20 protein-coding genes are annotated in these 25,039 nt (G+C 65.2%); 11 read left to right on the forward strand and 9 right to left on the reverse strand.

The window, feature by feature from the left end:
* Positions 1-70: 70 nt before the first annotated feature.
* From mptB to RM2_RS10060, 5 genes are all read left to right on the forward strand, one after another.
* Positions 71-1,855, forward strand: a complete 1,785-nt coding sequence (gene mptB / locus RM2_RS10035; RefSeq protein WP_072688753.1) for a polyprenol phosphomannose-dependent alpha 1,6 mannosyltransferase MptB — start codon at positions 71-73, stop codon at positions 1,853-1,855.
* A gap of 6 nt (positions 1,856-1,861) precedes the next feature.
* On the forward strand, positions 1,862-2,806 hold the full coding sequence (locus tag RM2_RS10040; RefSeq protein ID WP_174553844.1) for an ABC transporter ATP-binding protein: 945 nt from the start codon (positions 1,862-1,864) through the stop codon (positions 2,804-2,806).
* A 7-nt stretch (positions 2,807-2,813) separates the two neighbouring features.
* On the forward strand, positions 2,814-3,608 hold the full coding sequence (locus RM2_RS10045) for an ABC transporter permease (protein WP_072688755.1): 795 nt from the start codon (positions 2,814-2,816) through the stop codon (positions 3,606-3,608).
* A gap of 611 nt (positions 3,609-4,219) precedes the next feature.
* Positions 4,220-5,764, forward strand: a complete 1,545-nt coding sequence (locus RM2_RS10055) for a hypothetical protein (RefSeq protein WP_245813816.1) — start codon at positions 4,220-4,222, stop codon at positions 5,762-5,764.
* Between the two features lie 58 nt (positions 5,765-5,822).
* On the forward strand, positions 5,823-6,785 hold the full coding sequence (locus RM2_RS10060) for a COX15/CtaA family protein (protein ID WP_072688756.1): 963 nt from the start codon (positions 5,823-5,825) through the stop codon (positions 6,783-6,785).
* Here RM2_RS10060 and RM2_RS10065 read toward each other — a convergent pair.
* A complete protein-coding gene (locus tag RM2_RS10065; protein ID WP_072688757.1) occupies positions 6,782-7,132 on the reverse strand; it encodes a hypothetical protein in 351 nt (116 codons plus the stop codon). The two genes, RM2_RS10060 and RM2_RS10065, sit on opposite strands and share 4 nt — an antisense overlap.
* A 75-nt stretch (positions 7,133-7,207) precedes the next feature.
* On the opposite strand from RM2_RS10065, the gene RM2_RS10070 reads away from it, so the two are divergent.
* Entirely contained in the window at positions 7,208-8,170 is a 963-nt protein-coding gene (locus tag RM2_RS10070) for a quinone oxidoreductase family protein (protein ID WP_072688758.1), read from the forward strand.
* A 24-nt stretch (positions 8,171-8,194) separates the two neighbouring features.
* On the opposite strand, the gene RM2_RS10075 is transcribed toward RM2_RS10070, so the two are convergent.
* Positions 8,195-9,178, reverse strand: coding sequence for a heme o synthase (locus RM2_RS10075; RefSeq protein WP_072688901.1), 984 nt, complete (start codon positions 9,176-9,178; stop codon positions 8,195-8,197).
* A gap of 216 nt (positions 9,179-9,394) precedes the next feature.
* Between RM2_RS10075 and tkt the strand changes: the two genes are divergently transcribed.
* The 5 genes from tkt to pgl are packed head-to-tail and all read left to right on the forward strand — an operon-like array spanning position 9,395 to position 15,827.
* A complete protein-coding gene (gene tkt, locus RM2_RS10080) occupies positions 9,395-11,503 on the forward strand; it encodes a transketolase (RefSeq protein WP_072688759.1) in 2,109 nt (702 codons plus the stop codon).
* Between the two features lie 6 nt (positions 11,504-11,509).
* Entirely contained in the window at positions 11,510-12,634 is a 1,125-nt protein-coding gene (tal, locus tag RM2_RS10085) for a transaldolase (protein ID WP_072688760.1), read from the forward strand.
* A gap of 3 nt (positions 12,635-12,637) precedes the next feature.
* Entirely contained in the window at positions 12,638-14,182 is a 1,545-nt protein-coding gene (gene zwf / locus RM2_RS10090) for a glucose-6-phosphate dehydrogenase (RefSeq protein WP_072688761.1), read from the forward strand.
* A complete protein-coding gene (gene opcA / locus RM2_RS10095) occupies positions 14,183-15,094 on the forward strand; it encodes a glucose-6-phosphate dehydrogenase assembly protein OpcA (RefSeq protein ID WP_072688762.1) in 912 nt (303 codons plus the stop codon).
* Positions 15,087-15,827, forward strand: coding sequence for a 6-phosphogluconolactonase (pgl, locus tag RM2_RS10100; protein WP_072688763.1), 741 nt, complete (start codon positions 15,087-15,089; stop codon positions 15,825-15,827). Before opcA ends, pgl begins: the two co-directional genes overlap by 8 nt.
* A gap of 444 nt (positions 15,828-16,271) precedes the next feature.
* Here pgl and RM2_RS10105 read toward each other — a convergent pair whose 3' ends face one another.
* From RM2_RS10105 to gap, 7 genes are all read right to left on the reverse strand, one after another.
* Positions 16,272-17,366, reverse strand: a complete 1,095-nt coding sequence (locus RM2_RS10105; protein WP_245813817.1) for a beta-propeller fold lactonase family protein — start codon at positions 17,364-17,366, stop codon at positions 16,272-16,274.
* A 215-nt stretch (positions 17,367-17,581) separates the two neighbouring features.
* Positions 17,582-18,589: a peptidylprolyl isomerase gene (locus RM2_RS10110; RefSeq protein ID WP_072688766.1), complete on the reverse strand. Its 1,008-nt coding sequence runs from the start codon at positions 18,587-18,589 to the stop codon at positions 17,582-17,584.
* Between the two features lie 108 nt (positions 18,590-18,697).
* Positions 18,698-21,454: a phosphoenolpyruvate carboxylase gene (gene ppc, locus RM2_RS10115; RefSeq protein ID WP_072688768.1), complete on the reverse strand. Its 2,757-nt coding sequence runs from the start codon at positions 21,452-21,454 to the stop codon at positions 18,698-18,700.
* Between the two features lie 46 nt (positions 21,455-21,500).
* Positions 21,501-21,734: a preprotein translocase subunit SecG gene (secG, locus tag RM2_RS10120; RefSeq protein ID WP_072688770.1), complete on the reverse strand. Its 234-nt coding sequence runs from the start codon at positions 21,732-21,734 to the stop codon at positions 21,501-21,503.
* A gap of 70 nt (positions 21,735-21,804) precedes the next feature.
* Positions 21,805-22,620 carry a triose-phosphate isomerase gene (gene tpiA / locus RM2_RS10125; protein WP_281250407.1) on the reverse strand — a complete coding sequence of 272 codons (816 nt, stop codon included), beginning with the start codon at positions 22,618-22,620 and terminating at the stop codon, positions 21,805-21,807.
* A 3-nt stretch (positions 22,621-22,623) separates the two neighbouring features.
* On the reverse strand, positions 22,624-23,847 hold the full coding sequence (locus RM2_RS10130) for a phosphoglycerate kinase (RefSeq protein ID WP_072688772.1): 1,224 nt from the start codon (positions 23,845-23,847) through the stop codon (positions 22,624-22,626).
* A 17-nt stretch (positions 23,848-23,864) separates the two neighbouring features.
* Positions 23,865-24,884 carry a type I glyceraldehyde-3-phosphate dehydrogenase gene (gap, locus tag RM2_RS10135; RefSeq protein WP_072688774.1) on the reverse strand — a complete coding sequence of 340 codons (1,020 nt, stop codon included), beginning with the start codon at positions 24,882-24,884 and terminating at the stop codon, positions 23,865-23,867.
* Between the last annotated feature and the right edge of the window lie 155 nt (positions 24,885-25,039).

The raw sequence follows: 25,039 nt of genomic DNA on the forward strand, positions 1-25,039 counted from the left end.
ACCGGGAGAGCGAGACGAGTCGGAATACTGGCCGAACCGGGAGTGTTCGCTGCACCGCTACGCTGCCTGTGTGCCGCAGACCCCCGAGAATACGGAGCCGACCCGCGCGGAGCCGACCCTGACGGCTCGCGCTTCCCTTCGGCATCCGGCCGAGTTGGTCCGGAGGATCCTGGGCATCCACGGTCGGTCTCCGCGCCCTTCGGTGGCAGCGGCGTTGCACGGCGACGAGGCGGAAACCGCAGGTCTCGACACTCAGGAAACCGCGCAACTACGTGGCATCCGACGATTCGGTGCCACCGGCGCGATCCTGATGGCGGTGGGTGCCCTGGGAGCAGGCGCCCAACCCGTGTTACAGAACCCCGTCCAAGGGCTGCGCGTCCTCGGCCTGCTCTCCCGGATCCCCAGCTCCGCCTTGACGCTCACCATGACTGGCACCGTGATGATCGTGCTCGCGTGGTTGTTGCTCGGACGGTTCGCCATCGGCAGCCTCCGGGCCGGGGCCGTGCGTCGCCTCAACCGTTCCCAACTCGACCGCACTTTGCTTCTGTGGATCATCCCGCTGTCGGTCGCGCCGCCGATGTTCAGCAAGGACGTGTACTCGTATCTCGCCCAGAGCGAGATCGCGGCCCGCGGATTGGACCCCTACCAGATCGGCCCGGCGGGGGCCCTCGGCCTCGACCATGTCCTGACTCGCACCGTGCCCACGATCTGGCACGACACTCCCGCGCCGTATGGTCCGCTGTTCCTGTGGATGGGGCAAGGAATCAGCTCCCTGACCGGCAACAATATCGTCGCGGGTATCTTCTTGCACCGGCTTCTCGCCCTCGCCGGTGTGGCCCTGATCGTCTGGGCGCTGCCGCGACTGGCCAAGCGCTGCGGGGTTGCGGAGGTCAGTGCCCTCTGGCTCGGAGCTGCCAATCCGCTACTCCTGTTCCACCTCGTCGCCGGAATTCACAACGAGGCGCTGATGCTCGGCCTGATGCTGGCCGGCATCGAACTGGCGCTGCGGTCCATCGAGCGGTCCGATCCCATCCGCGGACAGTCGCTGCTTCTACTACTGTCCGGCGCGGCGCTCGTCGCGCTGTCATCGACGATCAAGATTCCCTCACTGCTGGCATTGGGCTTCGTCGGAATGGCGCTGGCCAGAAGGTGGGGTGGTACACCGAAATCGGTGCTCACGGCTGCTGCCCTGCTCGGCGGGGTGGCGCTGGTAGTCACGATTTTCATCAGTACGGCCAGCGGCCTCGGCATGGGGTGGGTACACACGCTCGGCACGGCGAACGCGGTTCGCAGTTGGATGTCCATTCCCACACTCCTCGGGCTGGGCACCGGACTGGCCGGCGTCCTTCTGGGCCTCGGCGACCACACGACCGCGGTGCTGAGCCTGACGCGACCGATCGCGGCGGTCGCTGCGGCATTCATCACAATGCGCATGCTCGTTGCCGTGCTGGTCGGCCGCATTCACGCGGTCGGGGCACTCGGGCTGTCCCTCGGGGCCGTCGTTCTACTCTTCCCCGTGGTGCAACCCTGGTATCTGCTGTGGGCCGTTCTCCCGCTCGCCGCCTGGGCGACAGCGCCCGCTTTTCGTATCCCCGCCATCGTCTTCTCGTCGATCGTCAGCGTGATCCTCATGCCGAACGGAAGCGAGTACCAGCCCTTCGTCATCGTGCAGGCCGCCATCGCCACCATCTTCACGGCGGGGACCTTGATCGTGATCACCCGTAACAACCTCCCGTGGCGAGTCGGTTCGATACACCCGACACACCCGACGATCGGCTCGGATCGAACCCCGATCGACCTCGAAACGGAAAGCCAGGGCAGCGGTCAGGTCACACCAGGCCAAGGCATACGCTGATTCCTCGTGACCTCGCGAATGCCCCGATCGGCGCAACCTGCTGTTCGCCTGGAAAGTGTGGTGAAGACCTTCGACGGTGTGAGGGCGGTCGATGGACTCGATCTCAACGTCGAGCAGGCACAGGTCGTGGCATTGCTGGGACCGAACGGCGCAGGTAAGACCACCACCGTCGAAATGTGTGAGGGTTTCGTCCGCCCGGACAGCGGCAGCGTACGTGTCCTCGGACTCGATCCCGTGGCGGAGGCGGACGCGGTGCGCGCCCGCATCGGCGTGATGCTCCAAGGTGGTGGCGCCTACCCGGGTTCACGGGCCGGCGAGATGCTCGACCTCGTCGCCGCCTACTCGGCAGACCCACTCGACCCGAACTGGCTGTTGCGAAGTCTCGGACTCGAGGACGCACGTCGCACCCCCTACCGGCGACTGTCCGGCGGTCAGCAGCAACGCTTGTCGCTGGCGTGCGCTCTGGTCGGCCGACCAGAGTTGGTATTCCTCGACGAACCCACCGCAGGTCTCGATGCCCAGGCCCGACTGCTGGTGTGGGAACTGATCGACGCGCTGCGCCGGGACGGCGTCAGTGTGCTGCTCACGACACATCTGATGGACGAGGCCGAGGAACTCGCCGACCAACTGGTCATCATCGACCACGGGTCGATCGTCGCGTCCGGTACACCCGCCGAGGTCACCAGGAGAGGGGCTGAAGGTCAACTACGACTCGTCGCGCCCGCTGACCTGGACATCGAACCTCTCGAGAGAATGCTGCCCGACCGTTTCCGGGTGAGAGTACCCACACCCGGCACCTACCTCGTCGAAGGCCCGATCGATCCAAAAGTTGTGGCGGCAGTCGCGGCGTGGTGCGCCGACCTGGACGCCTTGATCTGCGATATTCGTGTGGACCAGCGCAGCCTCGAGGATGTCTTCCTCGAACTCACCGGCCGAGAACTCAGAGGATGACAACGAAATGAGCACCAGCGGCCGTCTGGCGACGAATCGTTTCGCTCCAGGCACGTTCACACCCGACCCGCGCCCGAGCGGAGCCGCCGCAATGTTGCAGGCGCAAACCGGGCTTGAACTGAAACTGCTACTGCGCAACGGCGAACAGCTGTTGCTGACCATGTTCATACCGATCACGCTGCTGATCGGACTGTGCCTGCTCCCCATCGGCGACCTCGGAACATCGCGGGTCGACACGGTCGTTCCGGCGGTGATGATGGTGGCCGTCATGTCGACGGCCTTCACCGGTCAGGCCATCGCAGTCGGCTTCGACCGTAGGTACGGCGCCCTCAAACGACTCGGTGCCACTCCCCTGCCGACGTGGGGCATCATCGCTGGAAAGAGTGCCGCCGTCGTCATCGTCGTCGCATTTCAATCGGTGCTTCTGGGATCGATAGGGCTGGCACTCGGATGGCGGCCGAGCCTGTTCGGGCTGGCTCTGGGTGCCATGATGATCGCGCTGGGTACCGTGGCGTTCGCGGCGATGGGGTTGCTACTCGGTGGAACATTGCGGGCGGAAATCGTTCTCGCCCTGGCAAATATCTTGTGGTTCGTGATGGTGGGTGTCGGCAGTGTGGTGTTCGTCACCGGCGACATCCCCTGGCTTCTCCACACCGGCGCCCGGTTGATTCCGTCAGGCGCTTTGGCTCACGCACTCGACGCCGCGCTCCTTGGGTCGGTCGACGTGCTCAGTGTCGTGGTTCTGGTGGTCTGGGGCTCCGTCACAGGAGTCTTGGCCTCGAAGATGTTCCGATTCACTTAACGGTTCCCCACGGCTGAAGCCGGGGGATTTCAAGCTCAGACCGCACACACAATCAACCCGGGGGAAGGCCGCACATGTCTGACGTCGTCAACACAAGTGTGGCCCCGTTCTGCCACAGCCAGGATCACCCTGTACTCGAGGGACGGCAAAGCCTTCTTCCGAGCTTTGAACGCAGGACGCCTGCGGCCTTTCACAGTGAAGGAGTGGCCGAGGGCCTGCCCGTAAGTACGCAACACCTGTTGTTGGGCGACCGGGGAACCATCGCGGCGCCATGTGTTCCTGCCGCGGGCGGCGGTGAGCAGTTTGCACAGCTTCGCGAACGTCGGCTTCCGGCCGGACTTGTGTTGGTGGACCGCTTCGTTCCACAGAAACCTGCAACGATGCCCTTCAACCTGCAGTGCGCTCTCGGCTCGCGCACCAGGGCGCAACCGGCAGGTTTAGCGCACCCCCTCGGTCACAGTGCGGAACTCTACCGCACCGCGCTCACCATTATCATCAACTCCCACAAAAGATTTCACCACAAATGGAGGTTCCGAAAACATGCCCCGAGAAACGTGTAGCCGCCCTTGCCTCCCCACGGCTGAAGCCCGGGGCTTCACGGGCGGCATTCGGTGAAGGCGGCCATCGCAGGCGGACGCGCACGGTCCGTCACAGGCGTCCTCGGAATACTCCTGGCGTTGCTCGTGTACAGCGCCCTCCCAGCTGGTGCGGCACCACACTGGGGCCCGTCCGCATCACCGAACCCGCATCTCGGGCCCGTCGGAACATCCACGATGCACGGCGACGCGGGATCGTCCGACACGACGCCGCTTCCCGGCCCCGGTACCGGGCCGCTCGAACTGTCCGCATATCCGTTGGTATCGGCATGCCCCACGATCCTGCAGGGTTCCGACTTACTCATCGTCGCGTTGTGCACCTCCGTGGTGGGCAGGGTTCCCACCGTCCATCTGATCGATCCTGCGGCGCCCGCCGTCCCCTTCGGCGGCTCCCTCGCCCAGTTGAAGCTCGCGAAAGGCAGTTTGCTGGGTGGGGTATATGCGTACCTCGACAACGAGAACCGTCTGGTCGTGGTGGACGGAAACCAGCAGTTGCTGCGTGTAGGACACAAACAGGATCGTCCTGAAGACCCCTGGCAGCTGGTCGTCGAGTCGTCAATTGATCTCTCGGGCATCATTCCTGCAGGTGACAACGTCACCGGACTGACACCGGACTGGGAGGGCAACGTCTGGTTCGCCACCGGCGGCGGTGTCGTCGGGGCAGTGGACACCGCGGGCGTCCCCCACACCTTTGCGCTTCCGGCGGGCGAGCAGGTCCAGAACAGCATCTCCACATCCCCCGCGGGTATGTCGGTCGCATCGACACACGCCCTGTACCAATTCTCGTTCGATGACGGCAACGTCGACCAGGATTGGCGACAGGAGTACGACCGCGGCACAGCTAGGAAGCCTGGGCAACTCAGCTGGGGAACCGGTTCCACGCCGACGTACTTCGGCCCGTCGACGGGCAGCGACTTCGTCGCGATCGTCGACAACGCCGACCCGCAGGTCAATCTCCAGGTGTTCCGCGCCGATACCGGCGCCGAGATCTGCAAGATCCCCGTGCTCGACAGCCCCGGTGGCAGCGAGAACTCACCCATCGGCATCGGCAACTCGGTGTTCGTCGCCGGAACCTACGGATACCCATACCCCGCCGTCCCGGGCGGAGCGGGACCGGCCGTGCCGACGAACGCCCCTTTCACTGGCGGCCTGACCCGCGTCGACATCGACCCGGTCGGCTGCCATCAAGTGTGGGGCAACAACATCCGCAGCGCCGCGGTGCCCCATCTGTCGACGGGTGACGGTTTGCTGTACACCGTGATCCGCGAGGGCTTCGACGTCACGACACCGCTGGACGGCTTCGCGTTCGCGGCAATCGATCCTGTCGACGGATCGGTGAAGCACACCAAAGCACTCCCCGGCACCATCGTCAACGACACCTTGCAGATGTCCGGCCTCGTCACCGAGGCCGGCGACTTCTGGCAGGGGACCGTAACCGGTATTCTGCGCCTTCGCGCTGACGATCACCCCGGCCAGGGGAGTTCGGGTAGCGGGAGTTCGGGTAGCGGGAGTTCGGGTAGCGGAGGTTCGGGTAGCGGAGGTTCAGGTAGCGGAGGGTGACATTGTCGCCACCGGCCCAACGACGCACTGTAGTTGACGGCCCTCTAACATCTACGTCGTGCTGTATCGAGGGTTCCTGAGCGTGGTAGACCGTCTGCCCCTTCCATCGCTGACCACGCAGCGTGTCATCGCGTTCGCGGTAATACTCACGCAAGGTGGGATCGCCGTCACCGGAGCCGTCGTGAGGGTGACGGCGTCCGGTCTCGGCTGTCCCACCTGGCCGCAGTGCTTCCCCGGAAGCTTCGTACCGGTCGGGCACGGCGAGGTCGCGGTGATTCATCAGGCGGTCGAGTTCGGGAACCGCTTGCTGACGTTCGTCGTCGTCGCGGCCGCCGCCCTGATCGTTCTGGCGGTCACCCGCGCGCGCCGCAGGAATGAAGTCCTCGTCTACGCGTGGATGATGCCCCTCGGCACCGTCATGCAGGCCGTCATCGGCGGAATCACGGTCCTGACCGGCCTGCTCTGGTGGACGGTCGCGGTGCATCTACTCGCCTCGATGGCGATGGTGTGGCTGGCGACAGTGATGTACGCGAAGATCTGCGAACCGGACGACGCGCAAGCGGTCGACGTGATCCGAGGTCCACTGAGGTGGCTTACTGCCCTGTCCGGCGTCGCACTGGCCGGCGTGCTTGTGGCCGGGACGCTCGTGACGGGTGCTGGACCACACGCGGGGGACAAGAGCGTCGACCGAGTCGTTCCCCGTCTCCAAATCGAGGTCGTCACGCTCGTCCACCTTCACGCACAGCTACTGGTGGGCTACCTGGCACTACTGATCGGCCTGTGCTTCGGCTTGTACGCCGTCGGGACCACTCGCGCGGTGAAGATACGTGTGCAGGTCCTTATCGGACTGGTGGTGGCGCAGGCACTGATCGGAATCGTCCAGTTCTTCACGGGCGTTCCCTCGGTTCTCGTGGCCTTCCACGTGGCGGGGGCCGGGTTGTGCACAGCGGCAACCGCCGCGGTATGGGCTGCGGGACGCACTCGGAAGCACGTCACGCAACCCGACACCGCGAGGGTCTAGCGCTCGTTGCGCGCTTTCGGGAATCGTGTCTGCCGCGCCACCCAGCCCGCCATTTGCTGAAAGTGGCCCTTGCGGGGCGTCACGATGCTGGTGATGGTGCGATCCCACTCCGAGACCGTGACGGTGTCGAAGGACGCGACGACGGCGTTCGCTGTGGCCAGATCCTCTACCACCTGATCGCCGAGGACACCGTCGGCCCCGACGAGTGTGATGCGGACGCCGCCGAGACCGACCGGCTGAATCACGGCACTCGCCGAACCGCCGTGCTCGGCCACGAACTTCTTGATCGCGCCCACCGTGTGAGACGGCAGCGAGGGCGCATGTTCCGCGTGGGTATCGGTACTCATGATCTCGAGAATACTGGGCGGTAGCGGCGAACTGTCCTTCAGGCTCCGGACGACGCACGGTGTAGAACGGAATCCATGCGAGCGATACAGGTTTCCCGTACCGGTGGTCCCGACGTCCTCGAACCCGCACAGGTCCCCGAACCGGAGACCGCGGCATCGGATCTTCTGGTTCGCTCCGATGCGATCGGCATCAACTACATCGATACGTACTTCCGGAGCGGACTGTACCCGCGGACACTGCCCTATGTTCCGGGCGAAGAGGGTTCCGGGGTGGTGGAGGCCGTCGGCAGCGAGGTCACGGACTTCGCGCCCGGAGACCGAGTGGCGTGGTGCTTTGCTCCCGGCAGCTATGCCGAGAAGGTCTCCGTGCCGACGGCCGCGGCGATCGCTATTCCCGACTCGGTGCCGGCATCTGTGGCCGCGTCAGTCTTGCTGCAAGGTATGACCGCGCATTTCCTGGTGCATTCGACATATCCGATCCGCTCCGGGGACACCGTCCTGGTTCACGCCGGCGCCGGCGGCGTCGGACTCATACTCACGCAACTGGCCACCCAACTGGGCGCCCGCGTGATCACCACCGTGTCTTCCGATGCCAAGGAGAAACTCTCCCGCGATGCGGGAGCCTTCGAGGTGCTGTGCTACGACGACTTCGCGGCCCGAGTGCGCGAGCTGACCGACGGCGAGGGAGTGGCGGCCGTCTACGACGGGGTCGGCGCGACCACATTCGAGCACAGTCTCGCATCGGTGCGCATCCGCGGCACCCTGGCCCTGTTCGGCGCGGCGAGCGGTCCAGTTCCCCCCTTCGATCCACAGCGACTCAATGCGGCGGGTTCGGTGTTGCTCACCAGGCCGACGCTCCGCCATTTCATCAGGGACCGCGAGGAGTTCAACTGGCGGGCGGGGGATGTTCTCTCCGCGTTGGCCAACGGAACGTTGACGGTACGAATTGGTGGCGAGTACCCGCTCGAGCGGGCATCAGAAGCGCACCGTGACCTGGAAGGGCGTGCGACGACCGGATCGATCGTTCTGGTGCCGTGAGTCGAGATCGGTTCAGCGGCGAGATCAGCTCAGCAGGTTGCCGACGGTCTGAAGGCCCAATACGGAGTCGACCGCGAGACCCACGAAGATGATGGACAGGTAGTTGTTGGACTGCAGGAACAGCCGGAGCGGCTTCACCGCCGCTCCTCCGCGGACGCTGCGGTACAACTGATGAGCCATCAGCAGGAACCACACGCCGGCGGCGAGCGTCACCGCAGCGTAGACGACACCCGCCGCGGGAACGAGCGCCAGGGACGTGATCACCATCGCCCAGCTGTACAGCAGAATCTGCTTGGTCACATGCTCCTCGGTGGCTATCACCGGCAACATCGGGACCCCCGCTGCCTTGTAATCCTCCTTGTAGCGCATGGCCAGGGCCCACGTGTGCGGCGGCGTCCAGAAGAAGATGACAAGGAACAGCACGATCGGCTGCCAACTCAGCGAGCCGGTGACCGCTGCCCATCCGACCATCACCGGCATACAGCCTGCAGCCCCGCCCCAGACCACGTTCTGCCAGGTCCGGCGCTTGAGCACCATCGTGTAGACGAGCACATAGAACGCAATAGTCAGAACGACCAGGCATCCGGCGAGCAGATTGGCACGCCACCACAACCACACGAATGACGCGATTCCGAGTGTTATACCGAACACGAACGCATGGGACGTGGGTACCGCGTTGCGGGCCAGTGGGCGGCGCGCGGTGCGCTTCATCACCTTGTCGATGTCGGCGTCGACGACGCAATTGAGGGAGTTCGCGCTCGCCGCACCCATCCATCCGCCGAACAGCGTGCTGAGGATCAGCGCGATGTCGACGTTGCCGCGATCAGCCAGCAGCATCGCTGGGATAGTTGCCACCAGGAGCAACTCGATCACCCGCGGCTTGGTCAACGCAATGTAGGCCAGGACCTTGCCCGCGACGCGGCCCAGCACCGTGTCGGTGTCGGTCTCGCGGGGGGCGGGGCTGGGGCTGCCGAAGCCGTGTCCACTCGGCTGATGCCCTGTCCGCACGTTTTCTCCTCGCAGCACGCGTAATTCCACATCCGAATGCCGTCGGCTGCTCGCGAAGTCCGGCATGACGGCCGACGGTCTACTACACAAGATGGTAGACCGCCGTATTGAGCGAACCGAATCGACCCGGATCGGACCGCACACTAGGCTGGAGTTGCACAAGAGGCCCATGCATCCTCAGGCTCCACGTTCACCCATGTCAGGAGACTTCCGCCCGTGTCGATCACAGACGACATCCATGTCCTCACGAACCCGATTCTCCCAGCAGACTGGACCGCACTGGACACCAAGGCCGTCGACACCATTCGTGTGCTCGCCGCAGACGCGGTGCAGAAGGTGGGGAATGGCCACCCCGGTACGGCGATGAGCCTTGCCCCCCTTGCCTATACGCTCTTTCAGCGCGTGATGCGCCACGACCCCACCGATGCCGACTGGATTGGCCGGGACCGCTTCGTCCTCTCCTGTGGGCACTCGAGCCTGACGCTGTACATCCAGCTCTACCTCTCCGGCTACGGCCTCGAACTAACCGACCTGGAGTCGCTGCGGACGTGGGGTTCGAAGACCCCGGGACACCCGGAGTACGGTCACACGCGCGGCGTCGAGATCACCACCGGGCCGCTGGGTCAAGGTGTGGCCTCAGCTGTGGGTATGGCGATGGCAGCCCGTCGTGAACGCGGTCTGTTCGATCCCGAGCCCGAGCAGGGCGAGAGCCCGTTCGATCACCACATCTACGTGATCGCCTCGGATGGTGACATCGAGGAGGGCGTCACATCGGAGGCGTCGTCCATCGCCGGTGTCCAGCAACTCGGCAACCTCACCCTGATCTATGACGACAACAAGATCTCCATCGAGGACGACACCGCGATCGCGCTGTCCGAGGACACCGCCGCCCGCTACGAGGCGTACGGGTGGCATGTCCAGGTCGTCGAGGGCGGCGAGAACGTCGTCGCGATCGAGGGAGCGCTGCTGAAGGCGCGGGAAGAGACCTCGCGTCCGTCGCTGATTCTGCTGCGCACGATCATCGGATTCCCGGCCCCGAACAAGATGAACACCGGCGCGGCGCATGGCGCGGCCCTGGGCGCCGACGAGGTCGCAGCGGTGAAGAAAGCGCTCGGCTTCGATCCCGACAAGACGTTCGAGGTGGCCGACGAGGTCATCGCGCACACCCGGAAGGTCGTCGAACGGGGCGCGCAGGCGCACAAGCAATGGCAGAAGAGCTTCGACGACTGGGCCGTCCGCGCCCCGGAGAACAAGAAACTTCTCGACCGGCTCCTCGGCCACGATCTGCCCGCAGGCTGGTCCGACGTGCTTCCGACGTGGCAGCCGGACCCGAAGGGTATCGCCACCCGTAAGGCCTCCGCCGCTGTACTCAACGCTATCGGGCCGGTACTACCCGAACTGTGGGGCGGGTCCGCGGACCTCGCCGAGAGCAACAACACCACCATCAAGGGCTCCGAGTCATTCGGCCCGGAGTCGATCTCCACCGACATGTGGACCGCCACCCCGTACGGCCGCACCCTGCACTTCGGTGTCCGTGAGCACGCCATGGGGTCGATCCTCAACGGCATCGCGCTGCACGGTCCGACCCGCCCGTACGGCGGCACGTTCCTCGTGTTCAGCGACTACATGCGCCCCGCGGTGCGCCTCGCGGCAATCATGAAGACGGCGGTCACCTACGTGTGGACGCACGACTCGATCGGCCTCGGCGAGGACGGCCCCACGCATCAGCCGATCGAGCACCTCGCCGCACTGCGGGCCATCCCGGGTCTCGACGTCGTCCGTCCCGGTGACGCCAACGAGACCGCTCACGCCTGGCGTACGGTCCTCGAGAAGGGCGCCGACGAGGCCACCCGCGCACCCGCCGGCCTGGCATTGACCCGCCAGGACCTCCCGGTCCTCGAGGGAACGAACTACGACGGTGTCTCGCGCGGCGGTTACATCCTCGCGGAGGCGTCATCCGGCACTCCCGAGGTCGTCATTATCGGGACCGGTTCCGAGCTGCAGCTCGCCGTCGCGGCCCGCGAAACACTCGAAGCTGGGGGTATTCCGACGCGCGTGGTGTCCATGCCGTGCGTCGAGTGGTTCGACTCCCAGGACCAGGCCTACCGCGACGATGTCATTCCCCCGACGGTGCGGGCCCGCGTCGCCGTCGAGGCCGGCATCTCCATGCCGTGGTATCGGTTCGTCGGCTCCGACGGCGAGATCGTCTCGATCGAACACTTCGGCGCGTCAGCCGACTACAAGACCCTGTTCCGGGAGTTCGGCTTCACCTCCGAGGCCGTCACAGCAGCCGCGCAGCGCTCACTCGCACGTGTGAAGGGATAGACCGTCATGACGCAGAACCCCAATCTCCAAAAGCTGTCCGAAGCCGGTGTCTCGGTGTGGCTGGACGACCTCTCCCGTGACCGCATCGAGTCTGGCAACCTCGCCGAACTCGTCGCCACCAGGAGCGTCGTCGGTGTCACCACCAACCCGTCGATCTTTCAGTCCGCGCTGAGCAAGGGCCACGTCTACGACGCGCAGGTCAACGAACTCGCCGAGCGCGGTGCGGATGCTTCTGCCACCGTCCGCACGGTGACCACCGACGACGTCCGGGCCGCCTGCGATGTACTCGCACCCCAGCACGAGTCCAGCCACGGCGTCGATGGCCGGGTGTCGATCGAGGTCGACCCACGCCTGGCCCACGACACGGACAAGACCGTCGCGCAGGCCATCGAGCTGTGGAAGATCGTCGACCGCCCGAACCTGTTCATCAAGATCCCGGCCACCGAGGCCGGTATCCCGGCCATCGCCAAGGTCATCGGCGAGGGCATCAGCGTCAACGTGACCCTGATCTTCTCCGTCGAGCGGTACGAACTGGTCATGGGCGCCTACCTCGACGGCCTCGAAGCCGCCCGGTCCGCAGGTCACGACCTCTCCCACATCCACTCAGTGGCATCGTTCTTCGTCTCCCGGGTGGACACCGAGATCGACAACAGGCTCACCGCGATCGGCACCCCTGCGGCTCTCGGCTTGCGCGGCAAGGCCGGACTGGCGAACGCCCGCCTGGCGTACGCCGCGTACCAGCGCGTGTTCGAGGTGCAGCCACGTTTCCAAGGGCTCCGCGACAACGGTGCCCGCCCGCAGCGTCCGCTCTGGGCCTCGACCGGCGTCAAGAACCCTGATTACCCCGATACGATGTACGTCACCGAACTCGTTGCACCGAACACGGTCAACACGATGCCGGAGAAGACGATGGACGCCGTCGCCGACCACGGAGAGGTCCACGGCGACACCATTTCCGGCGCCGCCGTCGCCTCCCAGAAGGTCTTCGATGAACTCACCGCCACTGGCATCGACCTCACCGACGTGTTCCGAGTCCTCGAGGACGAGGGCGTAGAGAAGTTCGAGACGTCATGGAACGAACTGCTGGACGCCACCGCAGAGCAACTGCGCGTGGCGGGGCAGAAGAGCTGACACGTGAGCGAACCCGTGGCGTCGGACGAATGGGTCAATCCACTCCGTGACGGTAGGGACAAGCGTGTGCCGCGCATCGCGGGACCGTGTGCCCTGGTGATCTTCGGGGTCACCGGGGACCTCGCCCGGAAGAAGTTGATGCCCGCGATCTACGACCTGGCCAATCGCGGACTGCTGCCGCCGGGGTTCGCTCTTGTCGGGTTTGCCCGCAGGGACTGGGCCGCCGAGGACTTCGGCCAGGTGGTTCACGACGCCGTTCGCCAGCACTCCCGTACCCCGTTCCGGGAGGAGGTGTGGGCCCACCTCTCGAAGGGCCTGCGGTTCGTCCAGGGCACCTTCGACGATCCCGATGCCTTCGACAAGCTTTCATCCACACTGGCAGAGCTCGACCGCGAGCGCGGCACCGGCGGAAATCACGGATTCTATCTGGCGATTCCGCCGGCCGCGTTCCCCGTGGTCCTCAAGCAGCTGTCGGAGGCGGGCCTCGCGCAGGCGCCGGACGGTCAGTGGCGGCGCGTCGTCATCGAGAAGCCGTTCGGGCATGACCTCGACAGCGCACGGCAGCTCAACACGGTCGTGAACGAGGTGTTCCCCGAGGACACGGTATTCCGGATCGACCACTATCTCGGCAAGGAGACGGTCCAGAACATCCTGGCGTTACGGTTCGCGAACCAGTTGTTCGACCCCATATGGAACGCGCACTACGTCGACCACATCCAGATCACCATGGCGGAAGACATCGGCCTCGGTGGTCGAGCCGGGTACTACGACGGCATCGGTGCTGCCCGCGACGTCATCCAGAACCACCTTCTGCAGCTACTCGCCTTCACCGCAATGGAGGAGCCGATCTCGTTCGAACCGTCCGAGCTTCAGGCTGAGAAGATAAAGGTCCTTTCGGCGACGCGACTTGCGGAACCCCTCGACGAAACCACCGCCCGCGGCCAGTACGCGGGCGGCTGGCAGGGTGCACAACACGTCGTGGGCCTGTTGGAGGAGGACGGCTTCGCGGCCGACTCGACCACCGAAACATTCGCCGCGATCACCCTCGAGGTGGACACGCGTCGTTGGGCAGGCGTGCCGTTCTACTTGCGCACCGGAAAGCGCCTGGGACGCCGAGTCACCGAGATCGCGGTGGTCTTCAAGCGCGCACCGCACCTTCCGTTCGACCAGACGATGACGGATGAGTTGGGGCAGAACGCGCTGGTGATTCGGGTGCAGCCGGACGAGGGCGTAACCATGCGCTTCGGCTCCAAGGTGCCCGGGTCGAGCATGGAAGTACGCGACGTCAACATGGACTTCAGTTACGGGCAGGCGTTCACCGAGTCCTCACCCGAGGCGTACGAACGGCTGATCCTCGACATGCTGCTCGGGGAGCCCTCGCTGTTCCCCGTCAACGCCGAGGTGGAGCTGTCGTGGGAGATTCTCGACCCGGTGCTCGACTTCTGGGCCGCGGGCAGCGCGCCCGAACCGTACGAGGCGGGAACCTGGGGTCCGCCTTCTGCAGACGAAATGATGCGCCGCACCGGTCGCGAATGGAGAAGGCCGTAGATGATCATCGACATTCCTTCGACGACTACCGGAGCGGTCAACAAGAAGTTGATCGATGTCCGTAAGACCGGCGGTGTAGTAACGCTGGGACGCGTTCTCACCCTGGTCGTGTGCACCCGCGACGGTGAGAACACAGAACACGTCATCGACGCCGCCAACGAGGCGAGCCGTGAGCATCCGTGTCGCGTAATAGTGATCGCGCGGGGTCCGCGGGAGGCCTCGGCGCGCCTGGACGCCCAGATACGGGTGGGCGGCGACGCAGGGGCCTCCGAAGTCGTAGTCCTGCGCCTCTACGGCGAGCTCGCCGAGCACGAGAGCAGCGTGGTGATACCGTTCCTGCTCCCGGATACGCCGGTGGTCGCGTGGTGGCCGGAGGACGCGCCTCCGATCCCCGCGCAGCACCCGGTCGGCAAACTGGCCATCCGCCGTATCACCGATGCCACCGATCGCGAGAACCCTACGGCCGAGATCAAGGGCAGGCTGGCGACATACACCGCCGGCGACACCGATTTGGCGTGGAGCCGCGTCACCTACTGGCGAGCGCTTCTCACATCGGCGCTCGAACAGCCGCCCCATCTACCTATCGAGTCGGCCGTCGTGTCCGGACTCGCCGAGGAACCGGCGGTCGATATGATCGCCGGCTGGTTGGCGAGTCGTCTCGACGTCCCCGTCGTCCGCCACGCCGGGTTGCTGTACGTGCAGTTGAACTTCACCGGCGGGGAGACGTTGACCATCAGTCGACCCCAAACCGAGACCACGGGCACGTTGCGTCGCACGGGACACCCGGACGCGCTCGTCGCGCTCGGCCGCAGGGAGACGCGCGATTGCCTGGCCGAGGAGCTGCGACGACTGGATCCGGACGAAATCTACGAGGCGGCGCTGGCCGGCCTGACGAAGGTGACTTATGAGTGACATCGACCTCGAGGTACATCCCGACACCGGTGCACTGGTCGACGCGGCTGCGAAACGGTTCGTCGAGACCGTCGTCGCGGCACAGAAGAAGCGCGGCTCGGCGTCCGTCGTCCTCACGGGCGGCGGCACCGGCATTGGTCTTCTCAAGAAGGTCCGCGAGAACCCCGGGGCGATCCACTGGCGTGCGCTCGACATCTGGTGGGGTGACGAGCGGTACCTGCCGGCCGGCGATCCGGAACGCAACGAGGTACAGGCCCGCGCGGCCCTGCTCGATCACGTCGACGTCGACCCGGCACGGGTGCATCCGATGGCGGCCTCCGACGGCGAGTTTGCCGACGCCGCGGCGGCGGCGGACGGGTACGCCCAGGAGTTGAGGGCCCATGCAGACGACAAGCAGGCTCCGGTCTTCGATATTCATCTGCTCGGCATGGGTGGTGAGGGACATGTCAACTCGCTGTTCCCCGACACCGAAGCCGTCCGCGAGGAGCACCGGTTCGTTGTCGCCGTGACCGACTCCCCCAAACCACCGCCGGTGCGGGTCACCCTGACCCTGCCCGCCATCCGGCACGCCGATGAAGTGTGGCTCGTCGTCTCCGGGGAGGCCAAGGCGGAGGCAGTGGCCGCCGCGATCGCAGGCGCCTCCCCGGTCGATATCCCGGCCTCCGGCGCACGAGGCCGCACGGTCACCCGGTGGCTACTCGACCCGGCGGCCGCGTCGCAACTGCCGAACTGACGCCCTCATCGGCGGGGATCCTCATCCTCCTCCGTGGGTGGCACAGCGGAGATATGCGAGTCCCGTTCCCGCGGGGATCGCGTCACATGGCAACTGGTGGTGACCCGACCGGCACGCCGTACGCTGACGCCAGCCCTCCCCCTTGCCCCGATGCCCTCTCGCCAGTAACCCGGACTGCCCGCGCAATGACTCATTTCGCCCCTCCCTCAAAGTTCGCCGGAAACGCTGTGGCTCTCTACCGGTGTGACCCAGTACTTGTTTTGACCCCGTAGTTGGTATGACGCGGGGGCGAAGGGTTCGGTTCCCATCGCTTGCAAGAAAGTTCGCGCTTTTTGGGGGATCGACACGTTCGTTCCCGGCATCGAGAATGAGCCGTCGGAACGAGTGACGCCGCCACCCCACGGTCGGGGGTGACGGCGTCACTCGAGCACTGCGGTGCGAGCGTCAGCTGAACGTGCTACCCGCCCCCGAACCGCTGCCGGTCAACGAGCCGAAGTCGATACAGAACGATCCGAGGCACCTCTCGACCGCGATCACCGACACCGTGTCGTCCAAACGGTTGGTGACGTAGACACGGGCCCCGTCCGGGGTCACCGCGACGCCGGACGGTCCGCCCCCCACTGCGACAGTATCGATGACGGCGTTGTCGGCTGTGTCGATCACCGACACCGTGTTGTCAACACCGTTGCTGACATAGACGCGGGAGCCATCCGGGGTCACCGCCACCCCGGACGGGCTGTCCCCGACCGTGATGGTGTCGATGACGGTGTTGCCGGCGGTCTCGATCACATCCACCGTGCCATCACTAAGGTTGGCGACGTAGACACGGCCGCCGTCCGGGGTGACAACCACACCCCGGGGGAGGTTCCCGACCGTGACGGTGTCGTCGACGGTGTTCGTACCGGTGTCGATCACCGACACCGTGCCGACACTATTGTTGGCGACGTAGACGCGGGACCCGTCCGGGGTGACCGCCAGTTCGTTCGGGGCATCTCCGACCGTGACGGTAGCGTCCACCATGTTCGTACCGGTGTCGATCACCGACACCGAGTCGTGACCACTGTTGGCGACGTAGATGTAGGACCCGTCCGGGCTCGCCGCCACACCGGACGGGCCGTTCTCCACCGTGACGGTGGCGTCAACCACGTTCGTACCGGTGTCGATCACATCCACCTCGGCGTCACCAGCCTTCGCAACGTAGACGTGGGAGCCGTCCGGGGTGACCGCCACCCCGACCGGCAAGGCCCCGACCCCGAGCGGAATGGCGGTAAGCTCCGTGTTTGTGGAGGTATCGATCACCGACGCCGAATTTCCCGAGAAGTTGCTGACGTAGGCGCGGGACCCGTCCGGGGTGACTGCCACCCCGAGCGGCCGGATCCCGACATCGATGGTGTCGATGACGGTGTCCGCTGCTGCGGCCCCCGCCCCCAAGCCGGCCATACCCAGCACCATCGCCGAAACAGCTGCCAACCCGAACATCAGACGCCGGGCGCGTCCCCGAATCGTAGGGAAGCCGCGGAAACTCCTGTGGTGATTCACATTTCTCTCCTGACTCAGAAGAACGAAGCGGATCAACCTGGCAGTGGGCCAACCGACTATCGGATCAACACAGCAGCCCAGGGGAGATTAACAACCGAATCGAGGTTCCAACCCCAAAACCACCAAATTGTCACACCAGCACCAGACACCACAACTGTCCCACACTTGGAGGAAACCGTCTGCCGTCGCGGGTGACGCACTGGTGACGTGGACGGTTACTCCTGCGGCAACAGTCTCGAGCCGTCGAACCACGCCGAGCGCGGGGCTTTGGACGCCAGGACATAGCCTGCGCTGAAGAGGGAGCCGTCAACCTCGGTGACCGTGCCCTGGCGGTGATGTCTGCCCCAATCCTGGAACCGCACCTGCTCGCCCACCTCTGGTGTGCGGACCTCCGGCACGGCCCGGACCCACTGGGGATACATCGACTTCTCGATCACCTCATAGCTGTCCTGTTTGAAGCCGACAATCCGCACCTTCACCCGCGACCGGGTGGTCGAGACGATCGTGCCGACCCGATATGCGGGACTGCCGAGCTGCACGATGTCGCCGACCCTCACCGTGCCGTCGGCAATCATCGCCTCGGACACGGCAACGAACTCCCGTCGCGCCTGGCGGAGCGCATCCTGCTGCTCGAAGATCTCGGCGGCGTGTAGGGCCGCACCCTCGATACAGGAGTCGCCGCGACCCTCGCACTTACCCGCGTGCATCTGCCAGGTCGAATGCTTGCGCGGATTCACGCCGACAGCCCGCAGCGCGGTAGTTTCCTCGATGGATAGATCGTCCGCGGTGGCGCCGCGGGCCAGATCCTTCGCGGCTTCGAAAGCGATGTCCGCGACGAGGTCCGGGTCGGCACCCCGGAAGTGCGTCTTGCCGGACTCGAGGTTGCGCTGGACTCTTTCGGTCTGCAGCAGTTCCCGGTGCTCCTCCTCGACGCGGCGGGTCTCGTTCCTGGATTGGTTTTCGGCGCTCCGCACCGCCTTGCCTGAGAGCAGTCCAGATGACCACTGCGGCATCGGCTCGGTACCGTCGAGCCAGCGCTTGGCGCGATTGTCGACCAAAGGTTCTGCGAAACCGTTCGCTGACTTGGCCGCGGCCAAGTCAGCGACCCGCAGCCCCAACTTATTCGCCACTGCAGGCGGGCAGAGCGCGCGGTCGGCGCGCCGCTTCCGCCGGCGTGCTTTGTTGCCTGCCTTCCTGCTGCCTGCGGTGGCGTTGTCGTCCATAGAGACACTCTCCCAGAACGAGGTTGACTCCTTCGGCCGATTCAGCCTTGATGACCAGACGCCCGGGAAACGGAGTGCGACCGCTGTACAGGGAACTCCACAGGGCCGCTACCCACTGTTGCGCAGCGCGGTGGCGAGTCCGTTCATCGTCAACTGGATGCCGCGGCGGGTCTGATCGCTGTCGTCCCCACCCCTGTACCGGCGCAACAGTTCCACCTGCAGGTGATTGAGGGGCTCGAGGTACGGGAACCGGTTGTGGAGGGACCTTTCGAGACCCGGATTGTCGGCGAACAGTGTGTCGTTTCCAGTGACGGCCTTGTACATCCGGACCGTGCGCTCATGCTCTTCGCTGATCTTGCCGAACACCCGCTGTCGCAGTTCTTCGTCCGGCACCAACTCCGCGTACCGGGCGGCGAGACCCATGTCGGATTTGGACATCACCATCGCCAGGTTGGACAGCACTGTCCTGAAGAACGGCCACGTCTCATACAGCCGTGACAGGGAGGCCATCCTGGCGGGGTCGCCGGCGGCCCATTCCTCGAACGCCGCACCGGTGCCGTACCAGCCGGGCAACATCACACGGGACTGACTCCAGGAGAGCACCCACGGAATCGCCCGCAGATCCGAGATCGATGTCGTCTGCTTGCGGGACGCCGGCCTGCTGCCGATGTTCAATGATCCGATCTCGGCGACCGGCGTCGACATCTCGAAATACTGCACGAATCCCGTTGTGTCGTGTACCAATTCGCTGTAGGCGCGGCGGGCCAGCGCGGCTAGTTCGTCGAGGATCTGGTAAGCCGGTTCGGCATCGTCACCGAGACCCTCGACGTCGAGCAGTGTTGCCTCGAGGGTCGCCGCCAGCAACGTCTCCAAGTTACGTTGCGCGAGACGGGGTTCCGCGTACTTGGCGGCGATCACCTCGCCCTGTTCGGTGATTCGCAGCGAGCCCGCCACCGCGCCGGGCGGTTGCGCCAGAATCGCCTCGTAGCTGGGGCCACCACCTCGGCCGACGGTTCCTCCGCGACCGTGAAACAGTCGCAGCCGAATTCCCGTCTTCCGGGCCGCTTCCACCAGGTCTAGCTCAGCCCGGTACAACGCCCAGTTGGCGGCGAGGTATCCCCCGTCCTTGTTGGAATCGGAATATCCGAGCATCACTTCCTGGGAGTCGCCGCGCGACGCCACGAGTGCCCGGTAGAACGGCACCGCGAGGGTCGCTTCGAGAGTGGCCGCCCCCTGCTGAAGGTCCTCGATCGTCTCGAACAGCGGCACGATCCCCACCGGGCAGATCGGCGCCGCGTCCGATCCGATTTCGAGCAGACCCGCCTCCTTCAGCAAGACGGCAGCCTCGAGCATGTCACTGACGGACGTGCACATGCTGATGATGTAGTTCGGCACCGCCCCGTCGCCCAGTGTCCGAACCGCTGTCGCTCCGGCCGCGAGGATTGCCAACTCCTTCGTCGTCAACTCGCTGAATCGAGCTTTCGCACTGGTCAAGGGGCGACGTGTGGACAACTGCGCCGACAACAGTTCGACCCTCTCGTCTTCGGACAGCGACAGGTAGTCGGCGTGCACCCCTGCCCATGCCAGTAGCTCCGAGACCACCGCCTCGTGCACTTCCGAGTTCTGCCGCATGTCGAGGCCGGAAAGATGAAACCCGAACACCTCCACCGAGTCACGCAGCCGGGTCAGCCCGTCATCGGCGATCGTGCCGTCACCGCTGCGCCGCAGGGAATCGTCCACGACGTCGAGTTCGTCGAGCATCTCGCGCGGGGTGCGGTAGGGGGCGAGACCGATGGCAAGTCCGTTTTCCGGTATGACACCAAGAATGTGCTGCGCAGTCGCCGTAAGACGACCCCTGATCCCCCGCACGGCCCGGCGGTACGGCTCATCGATCCGGAACGGTGAATCATCAAGGGAGGCTGCGGCCAAGAGGTCCAGTCCGGGGGTGATAGTGACGAGTCTGGCCGACATCGACAGTTCACGTTCGAGGCCCTCGAGTTCCCCGAGATGATGCTCGACGGCCGTGGCAGCGGCGCGAGTGGTGGCCTGACGCACGACCTCGTTGGTGACATAGGGATTGCCGTCCCGGTCCCCGCCGATCCAGGACCCGGGACGCAGGATCGGCTCGCGGCAGAGGTCCGCATCCGGCCACCGCGCACGCAAGGCACGGCGGAGTTCGGCGTTGATCTTGGGGACGACGTCGAACAATGCCAAGTCGTAGTAACGCAACCCGACCTCGATCTCGTCCTGGATCCGCAGCCGGGACAATCGGATCAGGGCGGTCTGCCACAGCGTGAGGATCTGACGGCGCAACCGGATGTCGACCGCGGCGACCTCGGGCTCCGTCAGCGCGGTGCGCTCCCGGTAGCGCATCAGTTCGGTGATCCGGGTCTGCGTGTCGAACACGGTGCGGCGACGGGTCTCCGTGGGGTGCGCAGTGATGACCGGCGACACCAGCGCCCCGTCTAGCGCATCCGCGACCACTGCGCTGTCGAGGTGCGCGGAATCGAGCTTGCCGTATGTAGCGGCCAGGGTGCTGTCGGAGGCGGGCTCTCCCGCAGCCACGTGAATGGCGCGCCGACGCTCGCGATGGATGTCTTCGGCAAGGTTCGCGAGAAGGGCGAAGTGGCTGAACGCCCGGATCACGGGGATGGCATCGCCGGAGGAGACCTGCGCGAACATTTCTGCCAGATCTGTGCGGTCGATCTCGGACCGGCGAACCCGGAACGATTCGACCCGGGCTTTCTCCACAAGGTCGAAGACTTTGTCACCGGCCTGCTCCCGCACTATCTGGCCGAGGATGCCGCCCAGGAGCCGAATGTCTTCGCGGAGCGGTTCGGTGGCCTCACGCGGGGTTTCGATCATTCATCCAGTATCGGCCGGGAATCGCCGGCCCGCAGAATGAAGGCGATCAGCCGAACTTGATCTCCAGGCCGATACCGACGATCGCGATCAACCAGATCAGGGCGGTGAAGACGGTGAGCCGGTCCAGGTTCTTCTCGACCACCGTGGAACCGGACAGGCTCGACTGGACGCCGCCGCCGAACAGGCTGGACAGACCGCCGCCCTTGGCGCGGTGCAGCAGCACCAGCACGATCAGCAGCAAGCTGGTGATCACCAGCAAGATATCCAGGAACAGTTCCATGTCTGTCTACATCCACCCGTCCAGTAGAAACAATTACAACCTCGTACACCTTACAGGCGCCGTAGGCGCCTCAGAGCAGTGGTCCGCCTGCCGCAATGGCGGACAACGTGGCGAACTCGTCCGCCTTCAACGAAGCGCCTCCCACGAGGGCGCCGTCCACATCGGCCTGTCCGACGATCTCGCCGACGTTCTTGGCGCTGACACTGCCGCCGTAAAGCACGCGAACCGCGGATGCGACGACCGGGGACGCCAATTCGCCGATCGCGGACCGAACCGCCGCGCACACCTCCTGCGCATCGGCGGCACTGGCGACGCGGCCGGTTCCGATGGCCCACACCGGCTCGTATGCGATGACAACCTTGGCGACCTCCTCCGCCGACAATCCGGCGAGTGAGCCCCGCAACTGCTCGACGTTGTAGGACACGTGCTCGCCGGCCTCGCGGATGTCCAGACCTTCGCCGATGCAGACGATCGGGGTCAGCCCGTTCTTCAACGCGGCCTTGGTCTTCGCCAGCACGGTGGCGTTGTCCTCACCATGCAAGGTTCGGCGCTCGGAGTGGCCGACGACGACGAACGTGCATCCCAGCTTGGCCAGCATGGAACCGCTGATCTCACCGGTGAACGCACCCGAATCCTGGGCCGACACATCCTGCGCACCGTAGGTGAGCAGGAGTTTGTCTCCGTCGATCAGGGCTTGCACGCTGCGGATGTCCGTGAACGGCGGGATGACCGTCACATCGACCCGATCGAAGTATTTCACCGGGAGCGAGAAGGCGATCTTCTGAACCAGCGCGATGGCCTCGAGGTGGTTCAGATTCATCTTCCAGTTACCGGCGATCAGCGGCTTCCGTGCCTTCCGATGGAGCGAAGCGACGGGAGATGTCAATGTTCAGCCCTCCAGAACCGAGATGCCGGGAAGTTGTTTACCCTCTAGGTATTCGAGCGATGCGCCGCCACCGGTGGAGATGTGCGAGAAGCCGTCCTCTGGCAGACCGAGCAGGCGCACCGCCGCTGCCGAGTCACCACCGCCGACGACACTGAACGCGCCCTTGCCGGTGGCTTCGATGATCGCCTCGGCGACACCCTTCGTGCCCGCCGAGAACTTCTCGAACTCGAACACACCCATCGGTCCGTTCCAGAACACTGTCTTGGCGCCCGCCAGGATCGCGGCGAACCGATGCACCGACTGCGGTCCGATGTCGAGGCCCATCCAGCCGTCGGGAATGTCGAGCACCGACACCGTTTTCGACTCGGCATCGGCAGCGAACGAATCGGCGATGACCACGTCCTGCGGGATGTGGATCACATCGCCGTACCGCTCGAGCAGCCCGTTGCACGTCTCGATCATCGACTCCTCGCACAGCGAGTCGCCAACCGAGACACCTTGCGCCGCCAGGAATGTGTAGAACATGCCGCCACCGATGACCAGGGTGTCGACCTTGGGAGCCAGCGCCTCGATCACGGCGAGCTTGTCCGACACTTTGGAGCCGCCCAGCACCACGGCGTACGGCCTTTCGGGCCCGACGCCGGCTGCCCCACCCAGCTTGCCTAGCACCCCGACCTCGGCCGCGACGAGCGTTCCCGCGTAGTGCGGAAGAAGCTTCGCCACGTCGTAGACGGATGCCTGCTCACGGTGCAGGACACCGAAACCGTCGGACACGAACGCGCCGTCGTCGCCGACGAGTTCGACCAGGGCCTCGGCGAGCTTGACGCGCTCAGCCTCGTCCTTGCTGGTCTCGCGGGGATCGAAACGGATGTTCTCCAACAGGAGCACATCGCCGTCGGTCAATCCCTCCGAACGCGCCAAGGCGTCCTGCCCGACAACGTCGCCGGAGAGTTGGACGTTGCGTCCCAGCACCTCGGAGAGTTTCGCCGCCACCGGAGCGAGGGAGAATTTCGGGTCGGGCGCACCCTTGGGGCGACCCAGGTGAGCGGTCACGATGACCTTGGCGCCCGCCTGCGCCAACGCCTTCAGCGTCGGAGCGGATGCGATGATGCGACCGGGGTCGGTGATTTCGTCACCGTCGAGCGGAACGTTGAGGTCACAGCGAACCAGCACGGCACGCCCCTCCACCCCAGCGTTCAGCAGATCTTCGAGAGTCTGAACTGCCACAGTTACCGGACCTTCACTCAGAGAGACTTGGCGACGAGACCGATGAGGTCTGCCAGGCGGTTGGAGTAGCCCCACTCGTTGTCGTACCAGGACACGATCTTGGCCTGATCGTCGATGACCTTGGTGAGGCCAGAGTCGAAGATGGAGGAGTGCGGGTCCGTGACGATATCCGAGGACACGATGGGAGCGTCGGTGTACTTCAGGATGCCCGCGAGCGGGCCCTCTGCGGCGGCTTTCATCGCGGCGTTGATGTCCTCGACGGACGCCGTCTTGCGCAGGTTCGCCGTGAGGTCGGTGACCGAGCCCGTCGGGATCGGCACGCGCAGCGCATAACCATCCAGCTTGCCGAGCAGTTGCGGAAGGACCAGGCCGATGGCCTTGGCCGCACCGGTGCCGGTGGGCACAACATTGAGGGCGGCAGCGCGGGCGCGGCGCAGGTCGCTGTGCGGTCCGTCCTGCAGGTTCTGGTCCTGGGTGTAAGCGTGGATTGTCGTCATGAGCCCCTTGACGATGCCGAATTCGTCGTCGAGCACCTTGGCGATCGGGCCGAGGCAGTTGGTGGTGCATGAGGCATTCGAGATGATGTTCTGGCTGCCGTCGTACTTGTCGTCGTTGACGCCCATCACGATGGTGATGTCTTCACCCTTGGCCGGGGCGGAGATGATGACCTTCTTGGCGCCGGCGGCGAGGTGCCCCTTCGCTTTGATGGCATCGGTGAAGATGCCGGTGGACTCGACGACGACGTCGACGCCCAGGTCACCCCACGGAATTGCGGCTGGGCCTTCCTTGATGGCGAGAGCCTTGATCTTTCGGTCTCCGACGACGATGGTGTCTTCGCCCTCGAGGGAAACGTCGTGCGGCAGGCGACCCAGGATCGAGTCGTACTTCAGGAGATGCGCCAACGAAGCGTTGTCCGTGAGGTCGTTGACCGCCACAATCTCGATATCGGTGGTTCCGAGCGCCTTCTGCGCATCCACCGCTCTGAAGAAGTTACGCCCAATGCGGCCGAAACCGTTTACGCCTACCCGGACAGTCACAATCTGCTCCTCGCATGATTCTGGTTGTACATCTCTGCTCCCGCACCACTCACCATCCCACCACTCACAATCTGGGCGCGGTGGTCGGTGTGGGCTCCATCATTCGATGTCTCCCCCACACTAGTGCGCCGGATCTGGACGCGCGTACTCCACCC

This window comes from Rhodococcus marinonascens NBRC 14363 (assembly GCF_001894885.1).
GTDB classification, from domain to species: domain Bacteria; phylum Actinomycetota; class Actinomycetes; order Mycobacteriales; family Mycobacteriaceae; genus Rhodococcus_F; species Rhodococcus_F marinonascens.

Bases quoted from the DNA above. Each gene is read 5' to 3' on its own strand.
- RM2_RS10070 (WP_072688758.1), top strand. From the start codon at position 7,208: ATGCGAGCGATACAGGTTTCCCGTACCGGTGGTCCCGACGTCCTCGAA.
- pgl (WP_072688763.1), top strand. From the start codon at position 15,087: ATGAGTGACATCGACCTCGAGGTACATCCCGACACCGGTGCACTGGTC.
- RM2_RS10110 (WP_072688766.1), bottom strand. From the start codon at position 18,589: ATGGACGACAACGCCACCGCAGGCAGCAGGAAGGCAGGCAACAAAGCA.
- RM2_RS10045 (WP_072688755.1), top strand. From the start codon at position 2,814: ATGAGCACCAGCGGCCGTCTGGCGACGAATCGTTTCGCTCCAGGCACG.
- opcA (WP_072688762.1), top strand. From the start codon at position 14,183: ATGATCATCGACATTCCTTCGACGACTACCGGAGCGGTCAACAAGAAG.
- secG (WP_072688770.1), bottom strand. From the start codon at position 21,734: ATGGAACTGTTCCTGGATATCTTGCTGGTGATCACCAGCTTGCTGCTG.
- tal (WP_072688760.1), top strand. From the start codon at position 11,510: ATGACGCAGAACCCCAATCTCCAAAAGCTGTCCGAAGCCGGTGTCTCG.
- ppc (WP_072688768.1), bottom strand. From the start codon at position 21,454: ATGATCGAAACCCCGCGTGAGGCCACCGAACCGCTCCGCGAAGACATT.
- RM2_RS10065 (WP_072688757.1), bottom strand. From the start codon at position 7,132: ATGAGTACCGATACCCACGCGGAACATGCGCCCTCGCTGCCGTCTCAC.